Annotated in this window: 20 protein-coding genes and 1 pseudogene; 15 read left to right on the forward strand and 6 right to left on the reverse strand. The window is 71.9% G+C overall.

Annotation, left to right across the window (positions count from 1 at the left end; genetic code table 11):
- Window positions 1-22: 22 nt before the first annotated feature.
- Window positions 23-469 carry an Lrp/AsnC family transcriptional regulator gene (locus ACGFI8_RS28195; RefSeq protein WP_392809407.1) on the forward strand — a complete coding sequence of 149 codons (447 nt, stop codon included), beginning with the start codon at window positions 23-25 and terminating at the stop codon, window positions 467-469.
- On the opposite strand, the gene ACGFI8_RS28200 is transcribed toward ACGFI8_RS28195, so the two are convergent.
- Window positions 450-1139 (reverse strand): HAD family hydrolase, encoded by a 690-nt coding sequence (locus ACGFI8_RS28200; RefSeq protein WP_392809409.1) that lies wholly within the window; start codon window positions 1137-1139, stop codon window positions 450-452. The genes ACGFI8_RS28195 and ACGFI8_RS28200 overlap by 20 nt on opposite strands.
- A 36-nt stretch (window positions 1140-1175) precedes the next feature.
- Here ACGFI8_RS28200 and ACGFI8_RS28205 point away from each other — a divergent pair, with 36 nt between their 5' ends.
- Together ACGFI8_RS28205 and ACGFI8_RS28210 are read left to right on the forward strand one after the other, a co-directional pair.
- Complete coding sequence (locus ACGFI8_RS28205; RefSeq protein WP_392809411.1) at window positions 1176-1748, forward strand: histidine phosphatase family protein; 573 nt, start codon at window positions 1176-1178, stop codon at window positions 1746-1748.
- A gap of 63 nt (window positions 1749-1811) precedes the next feature.
- On the forward strand, window positions 1812-2558 hold the full coding sequence (locus ACGFI8_RS28210) for a class I SAM-dependent methyltransferase (protein ID WP_392809413.1): 747 nt from the start codon (window positions 1812-1814) through the stop codon (window positions 2556-2558).
- A gap of 77 nt (window positions 2559-2635) precedes the next feature.
- On the opposite strand, the gene ACGFI8_RS28215 is transcribed toward ACGFI8_RS28210, so the two are convergent.
- Entirely contained in the window at window positions 2636-3205 is a 570-nt protein-coding gene (locus tag ACGFI8_RS28215; RefSeq protein WP_392809415.1) for a TetR/AcrR family transcriptional regulator, read from the reverse strand.
- Window positions 3206-3310: 105 nt separating this feature from the next.
- Here ACGFI8_RS28215 and ACGFI8_RS28220 point away from each other — a divergent pair, with 105 nt between their 5' ends.
- On the forward strand, window positions 3311-4237 hold the full coding sequence (locus ACGFI8_RS28220; RefSeq protein WP_392809417.1) for an SDR family NAD(P)-dependent oxidoreductase: 927 nt from the start codon (window positions 3311-3313) through the stop codon (window positions 4235-4237).
- A gap of 13 nt (window positions 4238-4250) precedes the next feature.
- On the forward strand, window positions 4251-5180 hold the full coding sequence (locus ACGFI8_RS28225) for an SDR family NAD(P)-dependent oxidoreductase (protein WP_392809418.1): 930 nt from the start codon (window positions 4251-4253) through the stop codon (window positions 5178-5180).
- On the opposite strand, the gene ACGFI8_RS28230 is transcribed toward ACGFI8_RS28225, so the two are convergent.
- Window positions 5165-6742: an LLM class flavin-dependent oxidoreductase gene (locus ACGFI8_RS28230; RefSeq protein ID WP_392809419.1), complete on the reverse strand. Its 1578-nt coding sequence runs from the start codon at window positions 6740-6742 to the stop codon at window positions 5165-5167. The genes ACGFI8_RS28225 and ACGFI8_RS28230 overlap by 16 nt on opposite strands.
- Before the next feature lie 112 nt (window positions 6743-6854).
- Between ACGFI8_RS28230 and ACGFI8_RS28235 the strand changes: the two genes are divergently transcribed.
- The 9 genes from ACGFI8_RS28235 to ACGFI8_RS28275 all read left to right on the forward strand — a co-directional run bounded on the left by ACGFI8_RS28235 (window position 6855) and on the right by ACGFI8_RS28275 (window position 15079).
- The gene (locus ACGFI8_RS28235; protein ID WP_392809421.1) at window positions 6855-7373 is read left to right on the forward strand and encodes a sigma-70 family RNA polymerase sigma factor; all 519 of its coding nucleotides are present in this window, start codon (window positions 6855-6857) and stop codon (window positions 7371-7373) included.
- Complete coding sequence (locus ACGFI8_RS28240) at window positions 7370-8143, forward strand: hypothetical protein (protein ID WP_392809423.1); 774 nt, start codon at window positions 7370-7372, stop codon at window positions 8141-8143. The genes ACGFI8_RS28235 and ACGFI8_RS28240 overlap by 4 nt, the downstream gene beginning before the upstream one ends.
- A gap of 198 nt (window positions 8144-8341) precedes the next feature.
- Complete coding sequence (locus ACGFI8_RS28245; RefSeq protein ID WP_392809424.1) at window positions 8342-9490, forward strand: tyrosine-type recombinase/integrase; 1149 nt, start codon at window positions 8342-8344, stop codon at window positions 9488-9490.
- Window positions 9491-9637: 147 nt separating this feature from the next.
- Entirely contained in the window at window positions 9638-10576 is a 939-nt protein-coding gene (locus ACGFI8_RS28250; RefSeq protein ID WP_392809425.1) for a tyrosine-type recombinase/integrase, read from the forward strand.
- A 131-nt stretch (window positions 10577-10707) separates the two neighbouring features.
- Window positions 10708-11034 carry a helix-turn-helix domain-containing protein gene (locus ACGFI8_RS28255; RefSeq protein ID WP_392809427.1) on the forward strand — a complete coding sequence of 109 codons (327 nt, stop codon included), beginning with the start codon at window positions 10708-10710 and terminating at the stop codon, window positions 11032-11034.
- A 218-nt stretch (window positions 11035-11252) separates the two neighbouring features.
- On the forward strand, window positions 11253-13445 hold the full coding sequence (locus ACGFI8_RS28260) for a hypothetical protein (RefSeq protein ID WP_392809428.1): 2193 nt from the start codon (window positions 11253-11255) through the stop codon (window positions 13443-13445).
- A 53-nt stretch (window positions 13446-13498) separates the two neighbouring features.
- A complete protein-coding gene (locus ACGFI8_RS28265) occupies window positions 13499-14311 on the forward strand; it encodes a carbon-nitrogen hydrolase family protein (protein ID WP_392809429.1) in 813 nt (270 codons plus the stop codon).
- A 180-nt stretch (window positions 14312-14491) separates the two neighbouring features.
- On the forward strand, window positions 14492-14833 hold the full coding sequence (locus ACGFI8_RS28270; protein ID WP_392809431.1) for a helix-turn-helix domain-containing protein: 342 nt from the start codon (window positions 14492-14494) through the stop codon (window positions 14831-14833).
- Between the two features lie 48 nt (window positions 14834-14881).
- Window positions 14882-15079 carry a hypothetical protein gene (locus ACGFI8_RS28275; RefSeq protein ID WP_392809433.1) on the forward strand — a complete coding sequence of 66 codons (198 nt, stop codon included), beginning with the start codon at window positions 14882-14884 and terminating at the stop codon, window positions 15077-15079.
- A gap of 35 nt (window positions 15080-15114) precedes the next feature.
- Here the strand turns inward: ACGFI8_RS28275 and ACGFI8_RS28280 are convergent, their stop codons facing one another.
- Together ACGFI8_RS28280 and ACGFI8_RS28285 are read right to left on the reverse strand one after the other, a co-directional pair.
- Window positions 15115-15330 (reverse strand): hypothetical protein, encoded by a 216-nt coding sequence (locus tag ACGFI8_RS28280; RefSeq protein WP_392809435.1) that lies wholly within the window; start codon window positions 15328-15330, stop codon window positions 15115-15117.
- A gap of 83 nt (window positions 15331-15413) precedes the next feature.
- On the reverse strand, window positions 15414-16667 hold the full coding sequence (locus ACGFI8_RS28285; protein ID WP_392809436.1) for a hypothetical protein: 1254 nt from the start codon (window positions 16665-16667) through the stop codon (window positions 15414-15416).
- Between the two features lie 258 nt (window positions 16668-16925).
- On the opposite strand from ACGFI8_RS28285, the pseudogene ACGFI8_RS28290 reads away from it, so the two are divergent.
- A pseudogene (locus ACGFI8_RS28290) lies at window positions 16926-17486 on the forward strand (NAD(P)/FAD-dependent oxidoreductase); the annotation flags it as partial.
- On the opposite strand, the gene ACGFI8_RS28295 reads toward ACGFI8_RS28290, so the two are convergent.
- Window positions 17475-18059, reverse strand: a complete 585-nt coding sequence (locus ACGFI8_RS28295; RefSeq protein ID WP_392809438.1) for a PadR family transcriptional regulator — start codon at window positions 18057-18059, stop codon at window positions 17475-17477. The pseudogene ACGFI8_RS28290 and the gene ACGFI8_RS28295 overlap by 12 nt on opposite strands.
- Window positions 18060-18064: the final 5 nt, after the last annotated feature.

An 18064-nucleotide genomic window follows, 5' to 3' on the forward strand; every position in this document is an offset into this window, starting at 1 on the left:
GCGGCAGGTTAGGGTTCGGACCGTGGAAGAGACCGATCGCGCGATCGTCGCCGCCCTGGCCGTCGACGGCCGTCTGTCCTACACCGACCTGGCCGAACGGGTCGGGCTGTCGGTGTCGGCGGTGCACCAGCGGGTGCGCCGGCTCGAGCAGCGCGGCGTCATCAAGGGCTACACCGCGCGGGTCGACCACGACGCGCTCGGGCTGGCGCTGACCGCGTTCGTCGCGATCCGGCCCCTCGACCCGTCGCAGCCCGACGACGCGCCCGAGCGGCTGGCGAAGCTGCCGCAGATCGAGTCGTGCTACTCGGTGGCCGGCGAGGACTTCTACATGCTGCTGGTGCGGGTCGAGAGCCCCCTCGCGCTGGAGCGGCTGCTGCAGGAGATCCGGACGGCGGCCAACGTCACCACCCGCACGACGGTGGTGCTGTCCACGCCCTACGAGCACCGGCCTAGCGTGCGGCAGTCCTGACGGCCTCCTCGACCCGGCCGGTGTCGGCGAGGTCTTCGAGCGTCACGTGCGCGCCGGCCCTGCTCAGTTCCGCCGAGGTGTACCTCCCGGTCGCGACGCCGACCACGCCGGCCCCGCTGGCGAGGGCCGCCCCGACGTCCTCCGGCGTGTCGCCGACGAGCACGATCTTCCCGAAATTCCGGTTGTACCGGACATGGGCGTTCTGCCGGGCGACGGCGACCAGCTCCGCCCGCACCTCGTGGCTCCAGCCGTAGGCGCCGGCGTCCAGGTCCAGGTGCGACATCAGGCCGAACGGGCCGAGCTTGACCTCGGCGATGCGCCGCACGTTGCCGGTCAGCAGCGACTGCACCGTGTGCGCGCCGACCGCGGCGAGGGCGTCGGCCGCCCCGGGCAGCGCCCGCCCGCGGGCCGGCAGCAGGTGCGCGAGCTCGTCCAGCGCCAGCTCCGCGCCCGCCCGCAGGTCCTCCAGATGGGCATCGGTCACCGGGACGCCGTTGAGGCGCAGCATGTCGATGGCGATCGCCCGGTCGGTCCGCCCGGCCATCGGCGGCTGGTGCAGCACCGGGGTGCCGAACCGCCGCAGGAACGCCAGGTCGTATGCCTCCCGGCCCAGCCCGTCCACGTCGACCAGCGTGTGGTCGACATCCCAAAGCACCAGTACCCCGTCCACGCGGTGCAGCGTAGCCGCAACCGGCACAATGTGTTGATGGGAGAGATCGTGGTCGTACGTCACGGGCAGACCGAGTGGAGCGCGAACGGCCGGCACACCTCCACGACCGATCTGGACCTCACCCCGGCGGGGGAGGCCGGCGCCAGAGCCCTGAGCCGTGTCCTGGCCAACCGCTCGTTCGTCGCGGTCGTGAGCAGCCCCCGCAGCCGGGCGCTGCGCACCGCGGAGCTGGCCGGCCTGACCGTCACCGAGGTCGACAACGACATCGCCGAGTGGGACTACGGCGAGTACGAGGGCCGTACCACCGCCGAGATCCTCGCCGCGAACCCGGACTGGGACCTGTGGCGCGACGGTTGCCCCGGCGGCGAGACCCCGCAGCGGGTGGCCGACCGCCTGGACCGCTTCCTGACCAGGCTGCGCCCGATGCTGGCCCTGGGCGACGCGGCCGTGGTCAGCCACGGCCACGCCTCCCGCGCCCTGGCCGCCCGGTGGCTGCAGCAGCCGACGGCCTTCGGCGCCCACCTGATGCTGGGCACGGCCACCATCTCGGTCCTCGGCCACGAGCACGGCGTCCCGGCCCTGCGCGCCTGGAACGCCCCGCCCGCCTAGCGCCCGCCGCGTCGTTTCGCACCGTCCGCAGGCCATCCACAGGCGATGTGCGATGGTGGCAGCGTGGGCGACGGGACGCGCTTCGGCGAGGTGGCGGAGGACTACGACGACGTGCGGCCCGGCTACGCGCCCGGGCTCGCCGAGGCGATCGCCGCATACCACGGGCGCCCGCCGGGCCACGTGCTGGAGATCGGCGCCGGCACCGGCAAGGGCACCGAGGTGCTGCGGAATCTGGGCGGCGCGCTGACCTGCGTCGAGCCCGACGAGCGCATGGCGGCGGTGCTGTGCGCCCGGTTCCTGGAGGTGACGGTGCTCGTCGCGCCGTTCGAGTCGGCCTTCGAGTCGGCTGGGGCCGGCCCCGCCGACGTCGTCGGGTGCGCGATGGCCTGGCACTGGCTCGACCCCGCCCGCCGCAACCGCCTGGCGTTCGACGCGCTGCGGCCCGGCGGCACGCTCGCCGTCTTCGGGCACCGCTACGCCTACGCGGACCCCGCCCACGCCCGGGCGTTCGACGCGGCGTTCGCCGCCGTCGACCCGACCCCGCCGGTGGTACGCCATGACGACTGGGCCTTCGACGACATCCGCTCGTCGGGCCTGTTCGCCGACGCCCGCCTGGTGCGCACCGACCGGCCGCTGCCGATGAGCGCCGAGCGGTACCTGCGGCTGGTTCGCACCTTCGGCCCGTTCCGCGCCAAGGACGCCGCCGGTCAGGCCCGCACGCTGGAGGTGCTCGCCGCGACCCTCGACGACCTCGGCGGGGCCACGGTGCTCGACCTGCGCACCACCCTGGCGCTGGCCCGCCGGGCGTGACTGGCGCGACGGCCCTCGCCCTGGAGTTGGCGCTGCAGCGCGAGAAGGACGGCGACTGAGCGGTACAGGCAGCGAACTCAGGGCCGGGCGCGCAGCCCGTCGACGAGCAGGTCGAGCAGGCGGCCGGCCTGGTCGCGGCGGGCTGGCTCGCCCGCGGCCAGGGAGATGCCGCTGAGCGCCACGAGCACGTCGAGCGGCGCCACGTCGGTGCGCAGCCCGTCGGCGGCGCCGGCCTCCAGCAGCCGCGAGATCGCGCCCACCAGCAGGTCGCGGCTGTGCGCGAACGGCTGCCCGCCCGCGGCGATGACCGTGCGCAGCGCCTCGGCCAGGCCGTGCTTGGCGGCCATGTAGTCGATGTAGCCGTCCATCCAGGCGCGCAGCGCACCGACCGGGGGCAGCTGCGCCAGCAGCCGCGGGACGGCGTCGCACAGGCGGGCCAGCTCCGTGCGGTACACCTCCTCGATGAGCGCCTCCCGGGTGGGGAAGTGCCGGTACAGCGTGCCGATGCCGACCCCGGCGTCGCGAGCCACGCGCTCCAGGGTCACGTCGGCGGTCGCCTCCGTGGAGAAGGCCTTGAGGGCGGCCTCGAGCAGGCGTTCGCGGTTGCGCCGGGCGTCGGCGCGCAGCGGGCGCTCGGGGTGGGTCACGTCACACTCCAACTGCTGACAACCGGAGGGTCCTCCGGTTATGGTTGAGTCATCTGGAGGCTCCTCCGTTTCAGATGGTACCGCTGGCATCGCTTGGAGGCGATCATGCCGACCACCACACCATTCGGATTCGAATCGACCGCCGCGGAAGTCCTCGACGGCGTCGACCTCACGGGCCGCCGGGCCGTCGTCACCGGCGGCGCCTCGGGCATCGGCGTCGAGACCGCCCGCGCCCTGGCGGGCGCGGGCGCCGAGGTGACCCTCGCCGTGCGCGACACCGAGGCCGGCGATCGCGTGGCCGCGGACATCGTCGCCACGACCGGCAACAAGCAGGTCCACGTCGGCCCGCTCAACTTGGCCGACCAGTCCTCGGTGCGCGCGTTCGCGGCGGCCTGGGAGGGCCCGCTGCACATCCTGGTGAACAACGCCGGCCTGATGGCCTCGCCACTCGCCCGCACGGCGCAGGGCTGGGAGATGCAGTTCGCGACCAACCACCTCGGTCACTTCGCCCTCGCTGCCGGGCTGCTGCCGGCGCTGCGCGCGGCGCGGGGCGCCCGGGTCGTGTCGGTGAGCTCCTCGGCCCACCAGCTGTCCCCGGTCGTGTTCGACGACATCCACTTCGAGCGGCGCGAGTACGACCCGTGGCTCGCCTACGGCCAGTCCAAGACCGCCAACGTCCTGTTCGCCGTGGAGGCGGACCGGCGCTGGGCCGGCGACGGGATCCGTGTCAACGCGCTGCACCCCGGCTCCATCGCCACCAACCTCCAGCGGCACGTCGACCCGGAGGAGATCGAGCGCCGAGCCCGGGCCGCGCTGGGCGGCGCGGCGCGCCGCCGCAAGACCCCGCAGCAGGGCGCCGCGACCTCCGCACTGCTGGCCGCGTCGCCGCTGCTGGACGGGGTGGGGGCCCGCTACTTCGAGGACTGCGGCGAGGCCGGCCCGGCCGGGGCCGGGCGCGGCGTCGCCCCCCATGCGCTCGACCCGGAGGCGGCCGGCCGCCTCTGGGACGTCACCCTCACCACGCTCACCTGATCGGGAGAACGCCATGTCATTCGGATTCGAGTCCACCGCCGCCGAGGTCCTGCAGGGCGTCGACCTGGCCGGCAAGCGGGCCGTCGTCACCGGCGGCGCCTCGGGCATCGGCGTCGAGACCGCGCGCGCCCTGGCCGGCGCGGGCGCCGAGGTGACCCTCGCCGTGCGCGACACCGAGGCCGGCGACCGCGTCGCCGCCGACCTCGTCGCGAGCACTGGGAACAAGCAGATCCTCGTCGCCCCGCTCGACCTGGCCGACCAGGGCTCGGTTCGCGCGTTCGCGGCGGTCTGGGAGGGCCCGCTGCACATCCTGGTGAACAACGCCGGGGTGATGGCCTCGCCGCTCGCCCGCACGGCGCAGGGCTGGGAGATGCAGTTCGCGACCAACCACCTCGGCCACTTCGCCCTCGCTGCCGGGCTGCTGCCGGCGCTGCGCGCGGCCGGCGGCGCCCGGGTGGTCGCGGTCAGCTCGAGCGCGCACCTGCGCTCCCCGGTCGTGTTCGACGACATCCACTTCGAGCGCCGCGAGTACGACCCGTGGCTCGCCTACGGCCAGTCCAAGACCGCCAACGTCCTGTTCGCGGTCGAGGCGGACCGGCGCTGGGCCGGCGACGGGATCCGGGTCAACGCGCTCAACCCGGGCGGCATCCGGACCAACCTGCAGCGCTACGTCGACGTCGACGAGCTCGTGCGGACCGCCACGGCGGCCAACGGCGGCGTGCCGATCCGCTGGAAGACGCCCGAGCAGGGCGCCGCGACCTCCGCGCTGCTGGCCGCGTCGCCGCTCGCCGGCGGCGTGGGCGGGCGCTACTACGACGACTGCCGCGAGGCCGAACCCAACCGGCCGGGCACCCGCACCGGCGTCGCCGCGTACGCGCTCGACCCCGAGGCGGCCGCCCGGCTCTGGGACGTCAGCCTCGCCGACCTTCAGATCACGTTGTAGCGGCTCAGCGGCTCGACCAGCTCGCGCTCCTCGTACGACAGGTGCGACAGCAGCGTGTCGGTGAGCAGGTCGACCGCCTCCCGCACCGCGGCGATGCCCTCCGGCTTCGAGACCATCGCCACCAGCGCCCCGTCGACCCGCTCGAGGACCTCGGCGATGACGTGGTGCTCCGCCTCGAGGCGGTCGACGACCGGCACCAGCGCGGGGTCGGCCGCCCGCAGGCGCGGGAACAGGCTGACGTCCTCGATCGTGTGGTGCGTGGTCACGACGCGGCAGTAGCTCTCGCAGTACGTGCCCAGCGTCCAGTTGTTCTGCCGCATCGCCATCGTGTTGATGATCGACCGGGCCCGGCCGAGGTCGAGGGCGCCGGCCGCGACCTGGTCGACGAGGTCGCGCAGTTGCGCCAGTTCCTGCCGCAGATGATTGTGTACGTCGATGAGGTGCTGCCCCGACGCCCGCTGCCGGGCGCTGTAGCGGACGGTGGGGTCGCTCTCGGGGCCGGTCGGGCGCTCGGCCTCGTCCCACAGCCGGATGCTGGACAGTCGCGTGCCGTCGTCGGGCGTCGGCGTCGCGAGCGTCTCGTTGCGGACCCGCTCGGCGGTCGCCACCACGACCGCCTTTTCGGAGATTTCCGATGTATCGCTGGTATCGGCCGCCTCGCGGCCGCCCGGGTGGGTCCGCTCGGCGGCCACCAGCTCGCGCACCGCGGGGGCGACCTCCAGCGCGAAGCGCTCCAGGTCGGCGTCCCCGCCGGCCGGCACCATCAGGATGAACGCGCTCATCCCCTCGGTCACCGCCAGCTCCGCGAGCTGCTCGACCCACACCTTCGGCGGCCCCTGCAGGAACTCCCGGCCGTCGCCGCGGAACGTCCCGGCGATGTTGTACAGCCGCCGCACGTCCTCCGGCCGCCGCCCCGCCCCGGCCGCGGCCTCGTCGATGCGCCGGTTGGCCTCGGCGAGCTGGTCCGGCGCCAGGTACGGCGAGCTCGGCAGCCACCCGTCCGCGAGCCGGCCGATGAGGGAGAGCATCCGCGGCTTGTAGCCGCCGACCCAGATCCCGATGTCGTGCGCCGCACCGGGCCCGGGGTGGGCGCCCTGCAGCCGGTAGTGCTCCCCGTCCACCCGCGCCGAGCGGTCGTTTCCCCACAGCGCCCGCAGGACGGCGATCGCCTCCGCCAGGGCCCGCATCGACTCGGGCGCGGTGCGCCGCGGCCCGCCCATGCCCACGATCGCGTCCCAGAACGCGCCGGCGCCCAGCCCGAGCTCGACCCGGCCGCCGCTGAGCAGGTCCAGGCTGGCCGCCGCCCGGGCGAGCACCGCGGGCGGGCGCAGCGGCAGGTTGGCCACGTTGGGGAAGACGGAGATCCGCTCGGTGTGCGCGGCGAGCACCGACAGCAGCGTCCAGGCGTCGAGGAAGCGGGCCTGGTAGGGGTGGTCCTGCACGCTGGCCAGGTCCAGCCCGAGCTCCTCGGTGCGCACCGCCAGCCGCAGGGTCTCCGCCGCGGTGGCGGCCTCGGCCGGCAGGAAGGTCCCGAAGCGCAGATCGTGGCCATAGTCGGTCATGCAGATAATATTCCATGCAGAACGTTCACCGGCAAAGTGGCTCCTCTCACGGTACCGGCAACCGCCAGCCCCGGATGTCCCGTCTTCTCTGCCAGGGACAGGGGAGGCGCCGTTGAGGGCATTGGACGAGGCGGAGTTCCGCGACTTCGCGACCGCGCGCATGGCGGCGTGGCGGCGCACCGCCTACCTGCTGTGCCGCGACTGGGACCTGGCCGAGGACCTCGTCGCGACGGTCCTGGGCCGGCTGTACCGCCGCTGGCCGCACCGCTCGGCGATCGTGAGCCTCGACGCGTACGTCAGCACGATGCTCGTGCGCGCCCTGCTCGACGAGCGCCGGCGACCGTGGCGGCGCGAGCACCCGGCCGAGTTCGACGCCGACCGCGACCTGCCGTCGCCGGCCGCCGCCGAGGACGGCACGGTCGAGCGGATGACGCTGGACTCGTACCTCGCGTGCCTCGGCGAGCGCCGCCGCGCCGTGCTGGTGCTGCGCTTCTACTGTGACCTGTCCGTCGAGGAGACCGCCGCGGCGCTCGGCATCTCCACCGGAACCGTGAAGAGCCAGACGGCGCGCGGCCTGGAAACGCTGCGCGCCCTCGCGTCCGAGCACTACGAGACGAGGCGGGAGTCATGAGGTACCGAACGCTGTTCGAGGAGACGATCACGCACGAGCCGCCGCCGCGGCACACGGTCGACGGGCTGGTCGTGCGGTACCGCCGGCAAGCCCGGGCCCGGCGGCTGGCCGGCGCCGGCGCGGGCGCCGCGGCCAGCGCCCTGGCGCTCGCCGCCGTCGCGGCGGTGACCGTCCCCGGGCCGCGGCCGGCCCCCGCCGCCCCGACCTCCGCCGCCGCGCCCGCGAAGCCCGGGCCCACCCCGACGCGGACGTTGCTGGGCGTCGCGCCGACCGAGGACCCCGGGCACGCCCGGGAGCGGCTCGCCGGGGCGATCCGGACCGCGGTGGACAAGGCGGCGCCGGGCGTGCGCATCGACGGCGCGCTGGTGGTCGAGCGCCACGAGGTGCCCGCCGGCGAGACCGGGGACGGCGGCGTCTTCGAGCCGTCCTTCTTCTACGAGACGGCGCAGCCCGCCGTCCACGCCCCGGGCGCCGACGGCGTGCTGTCGGTCGGCCTCATGCGCCGCTTCGTCGCCACGACGTGCGAACCGAGCGGCGGGCCGCCCGCCCGCGTCTCCTGCGACACCTCGACGGGCCCGGGCGGCGAGCACGTCGTCGTCACCACCATCACCGGCGCGACGCCCGGCGGCACGAGCGTCTACGTCGCCGTCGACCGCCCGGACGGCTCCACGGTCACGGCCGGCGTCGAGTACACCGGCCCGACACCGCCGATCCGCGCCGACCAGCTGCGGGCCGTCGCCCTGGACCGCACCGTCACCCTGTATCCGTGACCCCCGCGCCGCCGCGGGCGAACGCCTCGAGCAGCCACACGGCGGCGTGCTGGAGTCCGTGCGAGTTCGCCGCGGAGGCACGGGCTGGCTGACGACGTTTGTGCAGGTCATCCGGATGGCTGAGAGGTGTCCGCCTGCTGGGTGAAATCCGCGAGGTACTCCTGGATTTCAGGAGTGTGCTGCGGATTCGATGAGTGTGTGGCGAAATCCGGCACCCGCGTGCTGTCGGCGGTTCCGGCGCTGCCGACGGCCGTCGGCAGCGCGGTGCTCGCGTCGGGGCTTGCGGATGTGCTGACGTTGGAACGCCGCCGGACGGACGGTGGCGGCGATGAGCAGGCGCTGTTCTTGGACACGCTCGCGGAGTACCAGTGGGCCAGGGATGTGGCAGGGCTGGCCCCGTCGACGCTGGAGAAACTGGTTCGGCCGGTCGTCGAGGTGTGTGAGCAGCTTGCGGTGGTGCCGTGGCGCCTGACGGCCCGGGATCTCGATCGGTACTTCACGGGCACCGGGCGGCGGTCGACGTCGACAGTGCGGCGGAAGCTCAACGCGATCGACGGGTACTTCGCGTTTCTGGAGCAGCGGTACGCGGGTGAGCTCGCGCGGCGGTTTGGAGTGGCGGTCGAGTCGCCGGTCGACCGGTTCAACCGGCCCCGACATCGCGGGGATTTCGGGTTGCGGGTGCCGCCGTCGCGGCGGGCGATGCGGGAGTTCTTCGCAGCGTGGCGGGCGTCGCTGCCGGAGGCGCGCAAGCCGTTGGTGGCGTGCCGGGATTACGTGATGGCGAAGATCGCGTACGTGTCGGGGGTGCGGGCGGCGGAGCTGTGCTCGGTGCGGCTGGCCGATGTGCATTGGGAGTCCGGGCAGTGGGGCCGGTTTCTGGTGCAGGGTAAGGCGGCCCGTGGGTCCGGCCCGCGGGAGCGGCTGGGGTACCTGTTCGCTGAGGGCCGGTCGTTGTTGTGGTGGTACGTGGAGGAGGTCCGTGGGCTGTTCCCGGACGATGTCGAGCATCCGGATGCGCCGTTGTGGCCGTCGGAGCGGCTCTCGCCGGTGGCGCTGTCGTTGGGTATCGACGCGCCGGGCCTGGCGGTGGTGCCGGGGACGTTCCGGCGGGCGTTGAAGGCGGCGGGTGAGCGGTTCCTGCCGGCGCCGGGCGGGGCGTTGTTCCCGCATCTGTTGCGGCATGCGTGCGCGACGCACAACTACGAGGCGGGGATGTCGCTGTGGGAGGTGCAGAAGTTGCTCGGCCATGAGTGGACGACCACGACGGTGCGGTACCTGGCGAAAAGCTCGGGTATTGCACCAGGTGGGCGCGAAGTCGCTGGTTGCCTGATCAAGTCGGCTGTCTGAGCAACCATAGCGGACCGGCGGAAGATACCTGTGACCTGCTGATTTGACGACCCGTTCCCTTCTGATGCAAGATTCGCGCGCTGTTTGGGTGCGTCAGGAGGCGGGGTGCGGCAGATCGATCAGGCCGGTGCGGCTCGGCTGGAGCTGGTGTCCGGCGTCGTGCAGTTGTATCCGCAGGACGCGATGGTCGAAGCGATGCTGCGCGGGTGGCGCGCGCAGCAGACGGCCCGCGGGCTGCGGGAGGACACGATCGTCAACGGTGAACGGCTGGTTCGCCGGTTCCTTGAGTTCACCAACGAGTACCCCTGGAACTGGTCGGCGACTCATGTCGATGAGTGGTCGATGTGGCTGACCAGCGAGAAGCAGCTGGCAGCGTCGACAGTGCGCGGCTATCAGGGCAGCCTGCGGTTGTTCACCGAGTTCCTCATTGACGGCCGTTACGGCTGGGCGGCCGAGTGCGAGAAGTCGTTCGGCACCCACCCGGTGCCGATCTGCCACGATTGGAACACCATCGCTCACCTCAACAGCTACGAGGGCCGTCCGGAAGCCAGGCCGTTCTCCCGCGACGAACTGCAGCGATTCTTCGACTACGCCGACGATCAGGTCGAGCGCGCGCAACGCGCCAAACGCAAAGGGGCCCTGGCTGCCTACCGCGATGCCACCCTGTTCAAGGTGATCTACGGGTGGGGACTTCGGCGCACCGAGGCAGCGAAGCTGGACCTGGTCGACTTCGGCCGCAATCCGAAGGCGCCGCAGCTCGGCCGGTTCGGCATGCTGAACGTCCGCTACGGCAAGGCGAAGAAGGGCCAGCCACCCCGGCGCCGCAACGTGTTGTCGGTGATGGATTGGGCGGTGGAGGCCGTCGCCGACTACGTCGACAACGTACGCCCGAAGTTCGGGTTCGACGATCACCCGGCGTTGTGGGTCACCGAGCGCGGCGGCCGGATCAAACCGGTGGAGATCAACGCCCGGTTCGTCGCCTACCGCGACGCGCTGAAGCTGCCGAAAGCGCTGGTCCCGCACTCGATCCGGCACAGCTATGTCACCCACCTCACCGAGGACGGGGTCGATCGCCGGTTCATCTAGTCCCAGGTCGGCCACGAGTGCGACAGTTCCACGGCGATCTATACCCACGTCAGCGACGACTACATGAACACCGCCCTGATGAAAGCGCTCGCGCCCGCGCTGACACCGCCCACGAACAGGCAGGAACCGACATGACCTCCAAGCTGGACTACCGCTGGAATCTGCGAACGGTGATGGCCCAGCGCGGCATGTTCCAGACCACCGACCTCATCGACCCGTTGGCGCGGCGCGGCATCGAACTGTCGTCCAGCCAGGTCTACCGGCTGGTCGTCGAACGACCGGAACGATTGAGCCTGAAGGTGCTCATGGCGCTGCTCGACATCCTCGACTGCACCATGGACGACCTGATCGAACCGATCGCCGCGGCCTCGGCGGCACGGCGCAAGAAGGCGGCCGGCGCCGCGGACAGCGTCGGGGACCTACGGCCGAAACGAGCACGTATCCGCGGCGTCGAATGACCACGATCGAACACGGCCGGGCGATCAGCGACCCGGTCGGCCTGATTACGGACCTCGTCGCCGCCGCGGACCCGGGCCTGGCGCCGGACCGGATCCAGTCGGACGTCGCCGCGGTCGCCGCTGGGCGGGCGAAGTCACGGCGGCTCGCCGCCGCCCTGGCCTCACGGCCCGCAGTCCTGCTCGACGGCCGGTCTCCGGCACCCCGCGTGGTCGGTGAGTTGCTGGTGGCGGTGCGCGCGGCCGGGGCGACGGCGATCTCGGCGCCGTGCTGCGCCGGATGCGGCAAACCTCTGCAGACCTTCACCCGCAAGGGCCAGGACTGGTATTGCAGCTCCTGCGAACACCGCAGAGCTTGTTGCGCGAGCTGCGGGCAGACCAAACGCGTGAAGATCATCGACCGTGATGGGCAGCCACGTTGCGCTCAATGCTGCGACGTCGACGATCGCGATCCGATGTCGGTGATCCACCGTGTTGTCGCCGACCTCGATCCCCGGGCCGAGCGGGAGACGATCGTGTCGGCAGTGAACCAGTGCTGTCGCCAGGGCGCCTATCAGCAGAAACTCGCGTGGGCCATCGAGTCCGACCCGGCCCTGCTCACCGGTGAAGGGCATCGAGCGCCGTTACGGGTGATCCCGAGGTTCGTCGAACGTCTGCACGCCGCCGGCGTCGCAGGCATCGTCCTTCCCGCGTGTCCCGGCTGCCGTCGTGTTGTCCGCATCGACAAGCCGCTGGGCGGAGTCCGGGTCTGCCGCACCTGCATCGCGCACTCCCGCATCGAGGAGTGCTCCCGCTGCAGCGCCCGCCGCGAACCTGTGACCCGCGATCAGGACGGCGGCCCGATTTGCGCCAACTGCTTCATCACCGACCCCGCGAACCTGGAGACCTGCCTCGGCTGCGGACGACGCCGCAAGGTGAACCGCCGCCTCGCCGACGGGCCGCTCTGCCCGACCTGCCACGCGCTGCCGACGCTGACCTGCTTCCTCTGTGGCGACATCACCGGATGCGGAATCTCGCGCACCACAGGCCGCCCCTGGTGTCCGACCTGCCAACGCCGAACGGCGAACTGCTCGCGCTGCACGCGCCTTGTCCCGATCGCCGCGGGAACCCTGACCCACCCGATCTGCGCCGACTGCGCGCCGCCCCCGGCCTGGCTCGCCTGCCCCGCCTGCAGCGACCCCGACCATCCGAAGCCCGGACGATGTGAACGGTGCCGGATCAACCGGCGCCTGGACGAGATCATGGGCCCGGCCGGAGCCGACCTACCCGCCGGCCTGCTGGCCCTGCGCCACGACATCGCCACCGCCGAAAACTCCATCACCGCCAAACGGTGGCTGACCAAGCAACCCGCCGCCTCGGTCCTGGCAGATCTCGCCGCCGGGCGCATGCCGCTGACGCACGAAGCATTCGACCAGCTGCCGAAACGCCCAGCGCTCGAGCATCTACGCCTCACCTTGGTCGCCGTCGGCGCCCTGCCCGAACGCGACGAGGAACTCGTCCGCCTCGAACAGACGCTCACCGACTTCCTCTGCCAGCAACAGGATCCGAACCGCCGCAGAATCCTGCACCGCTACCTGATCTGGAACCTGCTCCGCCGGCTCCGCAGCCGCAACAACGGCCGCCGCACGACCCGGCAACAAGTCCTGCGCATCCGGCTACACCGGCGCGCCGCGGAGGCCTTCCTCGACTGGCTCGACACCCACAACCTCACCCTGGACACCTTCGGGCAGCCCGACCTCGAACGCTGGCAAAACGACCCCAGCGGAAGCTACCGCTACGAGACCGCCACCTTCATCCGATGGGCCCACGCCAACAAGCTCACCAGCGCATACCTCAAAGCCCGACGCTGGCAAGGCCCGGTCAGCGCCCTCGACGGCGACCAACGATGGATGACCGCCCGGCAGCTACTGCACGACACCACCATCGACGCCGACGATCGCCTGGCCGGCCTCCTGCTGCTTCTCTACGCCCAACGCCCATCAACCATCGCTCTGCTGACCACCGACCAGATCACCGTCACCGGCGACGACGTCAGCATCCGCTTCGGCCGCACACCCATCCGCCTGCCTCACCCCGTCGACAACCTGGCCCGCGACGTCGTCGCCACCCGCAAAGGCCACGCCACCATCGGCGCGGCCGCCCCGTCACGCTGGCTGTTCCCTGGAGGACAACCCGGACGCCCCATCAGCACCGAACGACTCAAGCTGCGACTCAACCAGCTCGGTATCCGCCCCAACCAGGCCCGCAGCACCGCACTATTCCAACTCGCCACCGAAATCCCGGCCGCGATCCTCGCACGCACACTCGGGATCAGCGTCAACTCCGCCGTCCGCTGGCAACAGATCTCCGCCGGCGACTGGGCCAGCTACGCCGCCGACCTCAGCAACCGCACACGTCAACAACGAGCTGAGTGACTGGACCCGACGGGGGCAGGCGTTCGACTGTCCTTCAAGATTGCCGAGTGCAGATGTCCATCATGATCGCCCAAGTCCCCGTCACCTGGAACATCGACGCCAACCTGAGCACCGTGCGCGAGGTTCTCGGCGAGACCCACCCCGGCGACGTGGTCGTCCTTCCCGAAGGCATGCTCTCCGGCTACGGCGAGGACCTGACCCGGCTGCACAGCATGGACCCCGCCACGGTGAACCACGCCGTTACGCGAACGGCCCAACTCGCCGCGCAGAAGCAGGTACACATCTTCTGCGGATCGCTGCTCCCTCACGATGGCGGATGGTGCAACGCCGGCCTGTTCTTCCCCGCCGACGGCCGCCACCAGATCTACCGGAAAATCAACCTCGCGATGAACGAGCGTGGCCAACTGACCCCCGGCGACCTCCTCCCGACCATCGACATCCCGCATCCCGACGGGAACATCACCGCAGGCATGCAACTCTGCCGCGAGATCCGGTTCCCGGAACAATGGCAGTACCTGGCCACGGCAGGGGCTCAGCTGTTCGTCTACCTCACCAACGCCGCGAACACCAGCGAAGCCGAGGGCGTCTGGCGAAGCCACCTGATCAGCCGGGCCGCCGAGAACCAGCGCTTCCTGGCATCCGCCAACATCGCGCATCCCGATCAGCACTGCCCAAGCATGGTGGTGTCCCCCCGCGGCGAAGTACTCGGCGAACTTCCCGCCGGTCGCTCCGACCTGTTACGGCGCACCCTCGACATGAACGAGACCGGAAACTGGTACCTCGGACAACGCCGCCAGGACGTGGTGTCCCTGGAGTATCAAAAAGAAGGTCTGTCCAAACCAGGGCTCGCCTCGACGACCGACTGAGACCCGCGCCGCACCGATCAATCCGGCGACATCCCGACTTGAAGACCCGCCTATCCCGGGCATTCGGACAGTTCCAATACCCAACGTCACCATTTCCGCGCACGGCGATCCGGAGCAGGCGGCGCTCGAGGCGGCGGACCGGGCGGTGCAGCGGCTGGTGGGCAACACGGGGAGGCTGCAGTGAAGTGGAACCTGCGCTGGGCGGCGGCGCAGCGTGGCATCTGGCGGCCGAGCGATCTGCGCAAGGCGTTCCTGGAGGTCGGGTTCGACGCCTCGTTGAGCAAGGTCGCCGCGCTGTGGAGTGGCCAGCCGATCTCGGTGCGCCTCGACGACCTGGACCGCATCTGCGCGGCGTTGCAGTGCACCGTCGGCGACCTGCTGGAAGCTGAACCCCTCGCCGACGCGGCGGCGCCGCTGGGCGAGCCGGCCCGAGCCGCGGACGGGACGACGCCGGCCGGCGAACGGATGCGGCCCGTGCCGCGGCGCCGGGCCGGCCACGGCCGTCTGTTGCCGCCGAGCTGAGGGTGGCGAAGCACTGGCAGGTCGGGCGGTGCCGGCAGGCAACCGCCGGTGACCAACGCGGTTCTCTTCCTCCCGCTGCGCCGCCTCGGCGTCCACCCGACCGGCCTGCGTACCGACCGCATCCTGCACGAGGCCGCAGTCACCGCCGACCCGGTCCGGCTGATCCACCTCTTCGGCATCGAGGCCGGCACCGCGATGCGGTACCTGCGCGCCGCCCACCCGCACCGCCTCACCGGCCCCCGCTAGCGCAGCCGGCCGGTTCCGCGGCTGGTGCGCGGCGGTCAGGTCCTTCCATGTCTGGTCGGCCGCGAGGTGCCGTTGCGCCTCGTCGAGCGCGTCCCGGCGAGTGTGTACTCGCGGCGCCATCGGTGGCCGTTCGCCCCGCCCAGGCGCACCTCGACCTCGAACGAGACGCCGTCCGTGCGAACGTAGACGTCGCGGCGGTTCAGCCGTCCCCAGCTGCCATTCCACCAACGGCGGACGGTCTCGGCATACACCCTGAGCAGCATAATCGAACATAGGTGCTATTCAACGGAGACGTCGGTGCCGGACCGGCGGTGTCACTGGACGGTGGTAGCGGTCAAGTCACCTGATAAGTCCGGAACAGGTCGGCGAAGAACGCCCGCAGGAGGGGCAGGGCGCGTGCCTGGCTGTCGAGTTCAGCGGCGCCGAAGCGGAACACGTCATAGCGGGCGAACCGCAGGTCGCGGTCACCGCGCATGGTGGCCGCGTACACAGCCGGGTCAGCGCGGTCGCCGGTGGCGTAGTGGTGTTTGCCGTCGACCTCGAGCACGATCCGGTGGCCGCCGGGCAGCAGCATGAGGAAGTCCATGCGCAGGTTGCGCATGGCGTTGACCCCGCGCTCCTGCACCGTCTTCGGATCCCAGTGCAGCCACACCTCGGGCAGCAGCGCCGGCAGGTCGGCACCGCGCGCGCCGTGGATCTGCCGGTACAGCTCGAACAGCAGCCGCTGCGGCGGCGATTCGGGCAGGCTGTCCCACAGCCGTTGCCACAGGGTGTGTCTGACCTCGTCGTCGCTGGTCAGGCCTTGCCGGTCCTTCCACCAGTCCTGCAGGTCCCGCCACCGCAGGCCGTCTTGGGAGATCGGCCGGTCGTAGATCAGCACCCGGTCCGCGCCGGTGGCGATCTCGACCTCGTTGTCGAGCACGTGGAACCGCAGGTCCGGCTTGCGCGGCGTGGCGAAGATCAGCGTCTTCGGCCGGCCGGTGTGGGCCCGGGTCGAGGTCAGGTGGAACACCGGGTAGCCGTCGGCTTCCCCGGTCTCGCGCAACTCGAGCCCGACGCGGTGCAGGTGCTCGTTGCACACCGCGGCGACGCGGCGCTGCGCGTCCTCGTCCACCAGGGTCTGGCCGGACACGAGCCCTTCCAAAAAGCGCGCGAACCGCTGGTCGATGGCGTCGAACGCGCCGATCCGCTCGAACAGGTACTCGGCGGTCCAGTCCGGGTTGTTGCGTACGTGCCGGTCGATCTCAGCGCTGAGACTCCACCCGTCGCCCGGGGTGAAGAAGAAGTCGGTGTCCTCACCGAGGACCCACAGCCGGTGCAGCAGCGCCTTGAAGCGCTCATACGCGGGCAGGAATACGTCCAGATCCAGAGCGCGGGCCAGGTCGCGGCGGGTACGGGCCGGAATCTGCGGCCCTGGCTCGGCCACCCAGAGCAGGTCTTCGATCGCGTTGCGGGTATCGGCGCGGGCGACGCCAGCGGCAAGGATCTGCCGGGCGACACCGGGCAGGTCCTCGTCCGGGACCGTCTCGACGCTGCGGCGAGCTCGCTCGGTCTTGCTGCCCTCACCGGTCGGGACCGATGCCGGCACGACCGAACGCCGCCGGGATGTCCCGGTGGCCGCCGGCGCCAGCGAGGCCTACGGCGACATGATCGACAAGCTCGCGGAGACTGCGAAGATCGACGGAACTCGCCACGATGCCGATTTTGACAGACCACCCGCACGGCACTGCGTATGCCCGATCGATGTGGTCGGCGCGCGTGCGGCCGGGCACGTACCCTCCGGTGATGCCCTTGTTCGGTGCTCGCCGCCGGTTGACGCCCGACACGATCGACGGTCCGCTCGGCCCGGTCCGGGTGCACCACCGACCGCGGCGAGCTGACCGCCGGGCGGATCGTCAACGCCGCCGGCGCGTGGGCTGACGCGGTCGCGGCCCGCCTGGAGGTCCCCGGCGCAGGCCTGAGCAGCTACCGCCGCACGGTGGCGATCGCCGCCGCGGAGGGCGTCGGCCCGGCCTGGCCCCTGGTCGTGGACGTGGCGGAGCGCTACTACTTCCGCCCGGAGCGCGGCGGCCTGCTCGTCTCGGCCGCCGAGGAGACCCCGAGCCCGCCCACCGACGCGGTCGCCGCGCCCCAGGACGTCAGCGTGGCCGTGGAGCGCGTGGCCGCGGCGACGACCCTGCGCCTGGCCCGGGTGCGCACGAGCTGGGCGGGCCTGCGCACGTTCGCGCCCGACCGCAACCCGATCCTCGGCCCCGACCCGAAGCAGGAGGGGTTCTTCTGGTTCGCGGGGCTCGGCGGCACCGGCATCCAGACCGCGCCGGCGCTGGCCCGGCTGGCCGCGGCGCGGCTGCTGGGCGAGCCCTACGAGGTCCCGGGCCTGAACCCGGGCGCCCTGCTACCCCGCTGAGCGCAGCCCCTCGGTCTCGGCCTCGGGGCGCCGCGGGGCGGCCGACAGCGCGCCCGGCGTGCGCAGCAGGGCCCGGTCGGCGTCGTCCACGAAGGACAGGTCCGCCTCCACGTGGCGGGTGGCCGCGGAGAGCAGCAGCGCCACCACCGGGTTGTCCGCCTTGCGCCGTAGCCCGTCGAGGTTGCGCAGCTCGCGCATGAGGTAGGTGCGCTGCTGGCTCAGCACCGTCTTGACCGTGTCGGCGTCGCCGGAGCGGGCCGCCGCCGTGACCTTGAGGAAGAAGTCGTCGCGGAAGCCGCCGCTGCGCGGGGAGGCCTCGCCCAGCCAGCGCCGCAGCTCGCCGCGGCCGGCGTCGGTGATCTCGTAGACCACGCGGTCGGGCTTGACCGCCTGGGCGTGCCGCTGCGACACCACCAGGCCGTCGCGGGAGAGCCGGTCCAGGATCTGGTACAGGTGGCCGATGTTCAGCGGGCCCCACTGCGGGCCGACCGCGGTCTCGAAGGCGCCCTTGAGCTCGTAGCCGTAGCTCGGCCCATGCGTCAGCAGCGACAGCACCGCGTGATGGATCGGCATGACCG

This window comes from Dactylosporangium sp. NPDC048998 (assembly GCF_043197855.1).
GTDB lineage: Bacteria > Actinomycetota > Actinomycetes > Mycobacteriales > Micromonosporaceae > Dactylosporangium.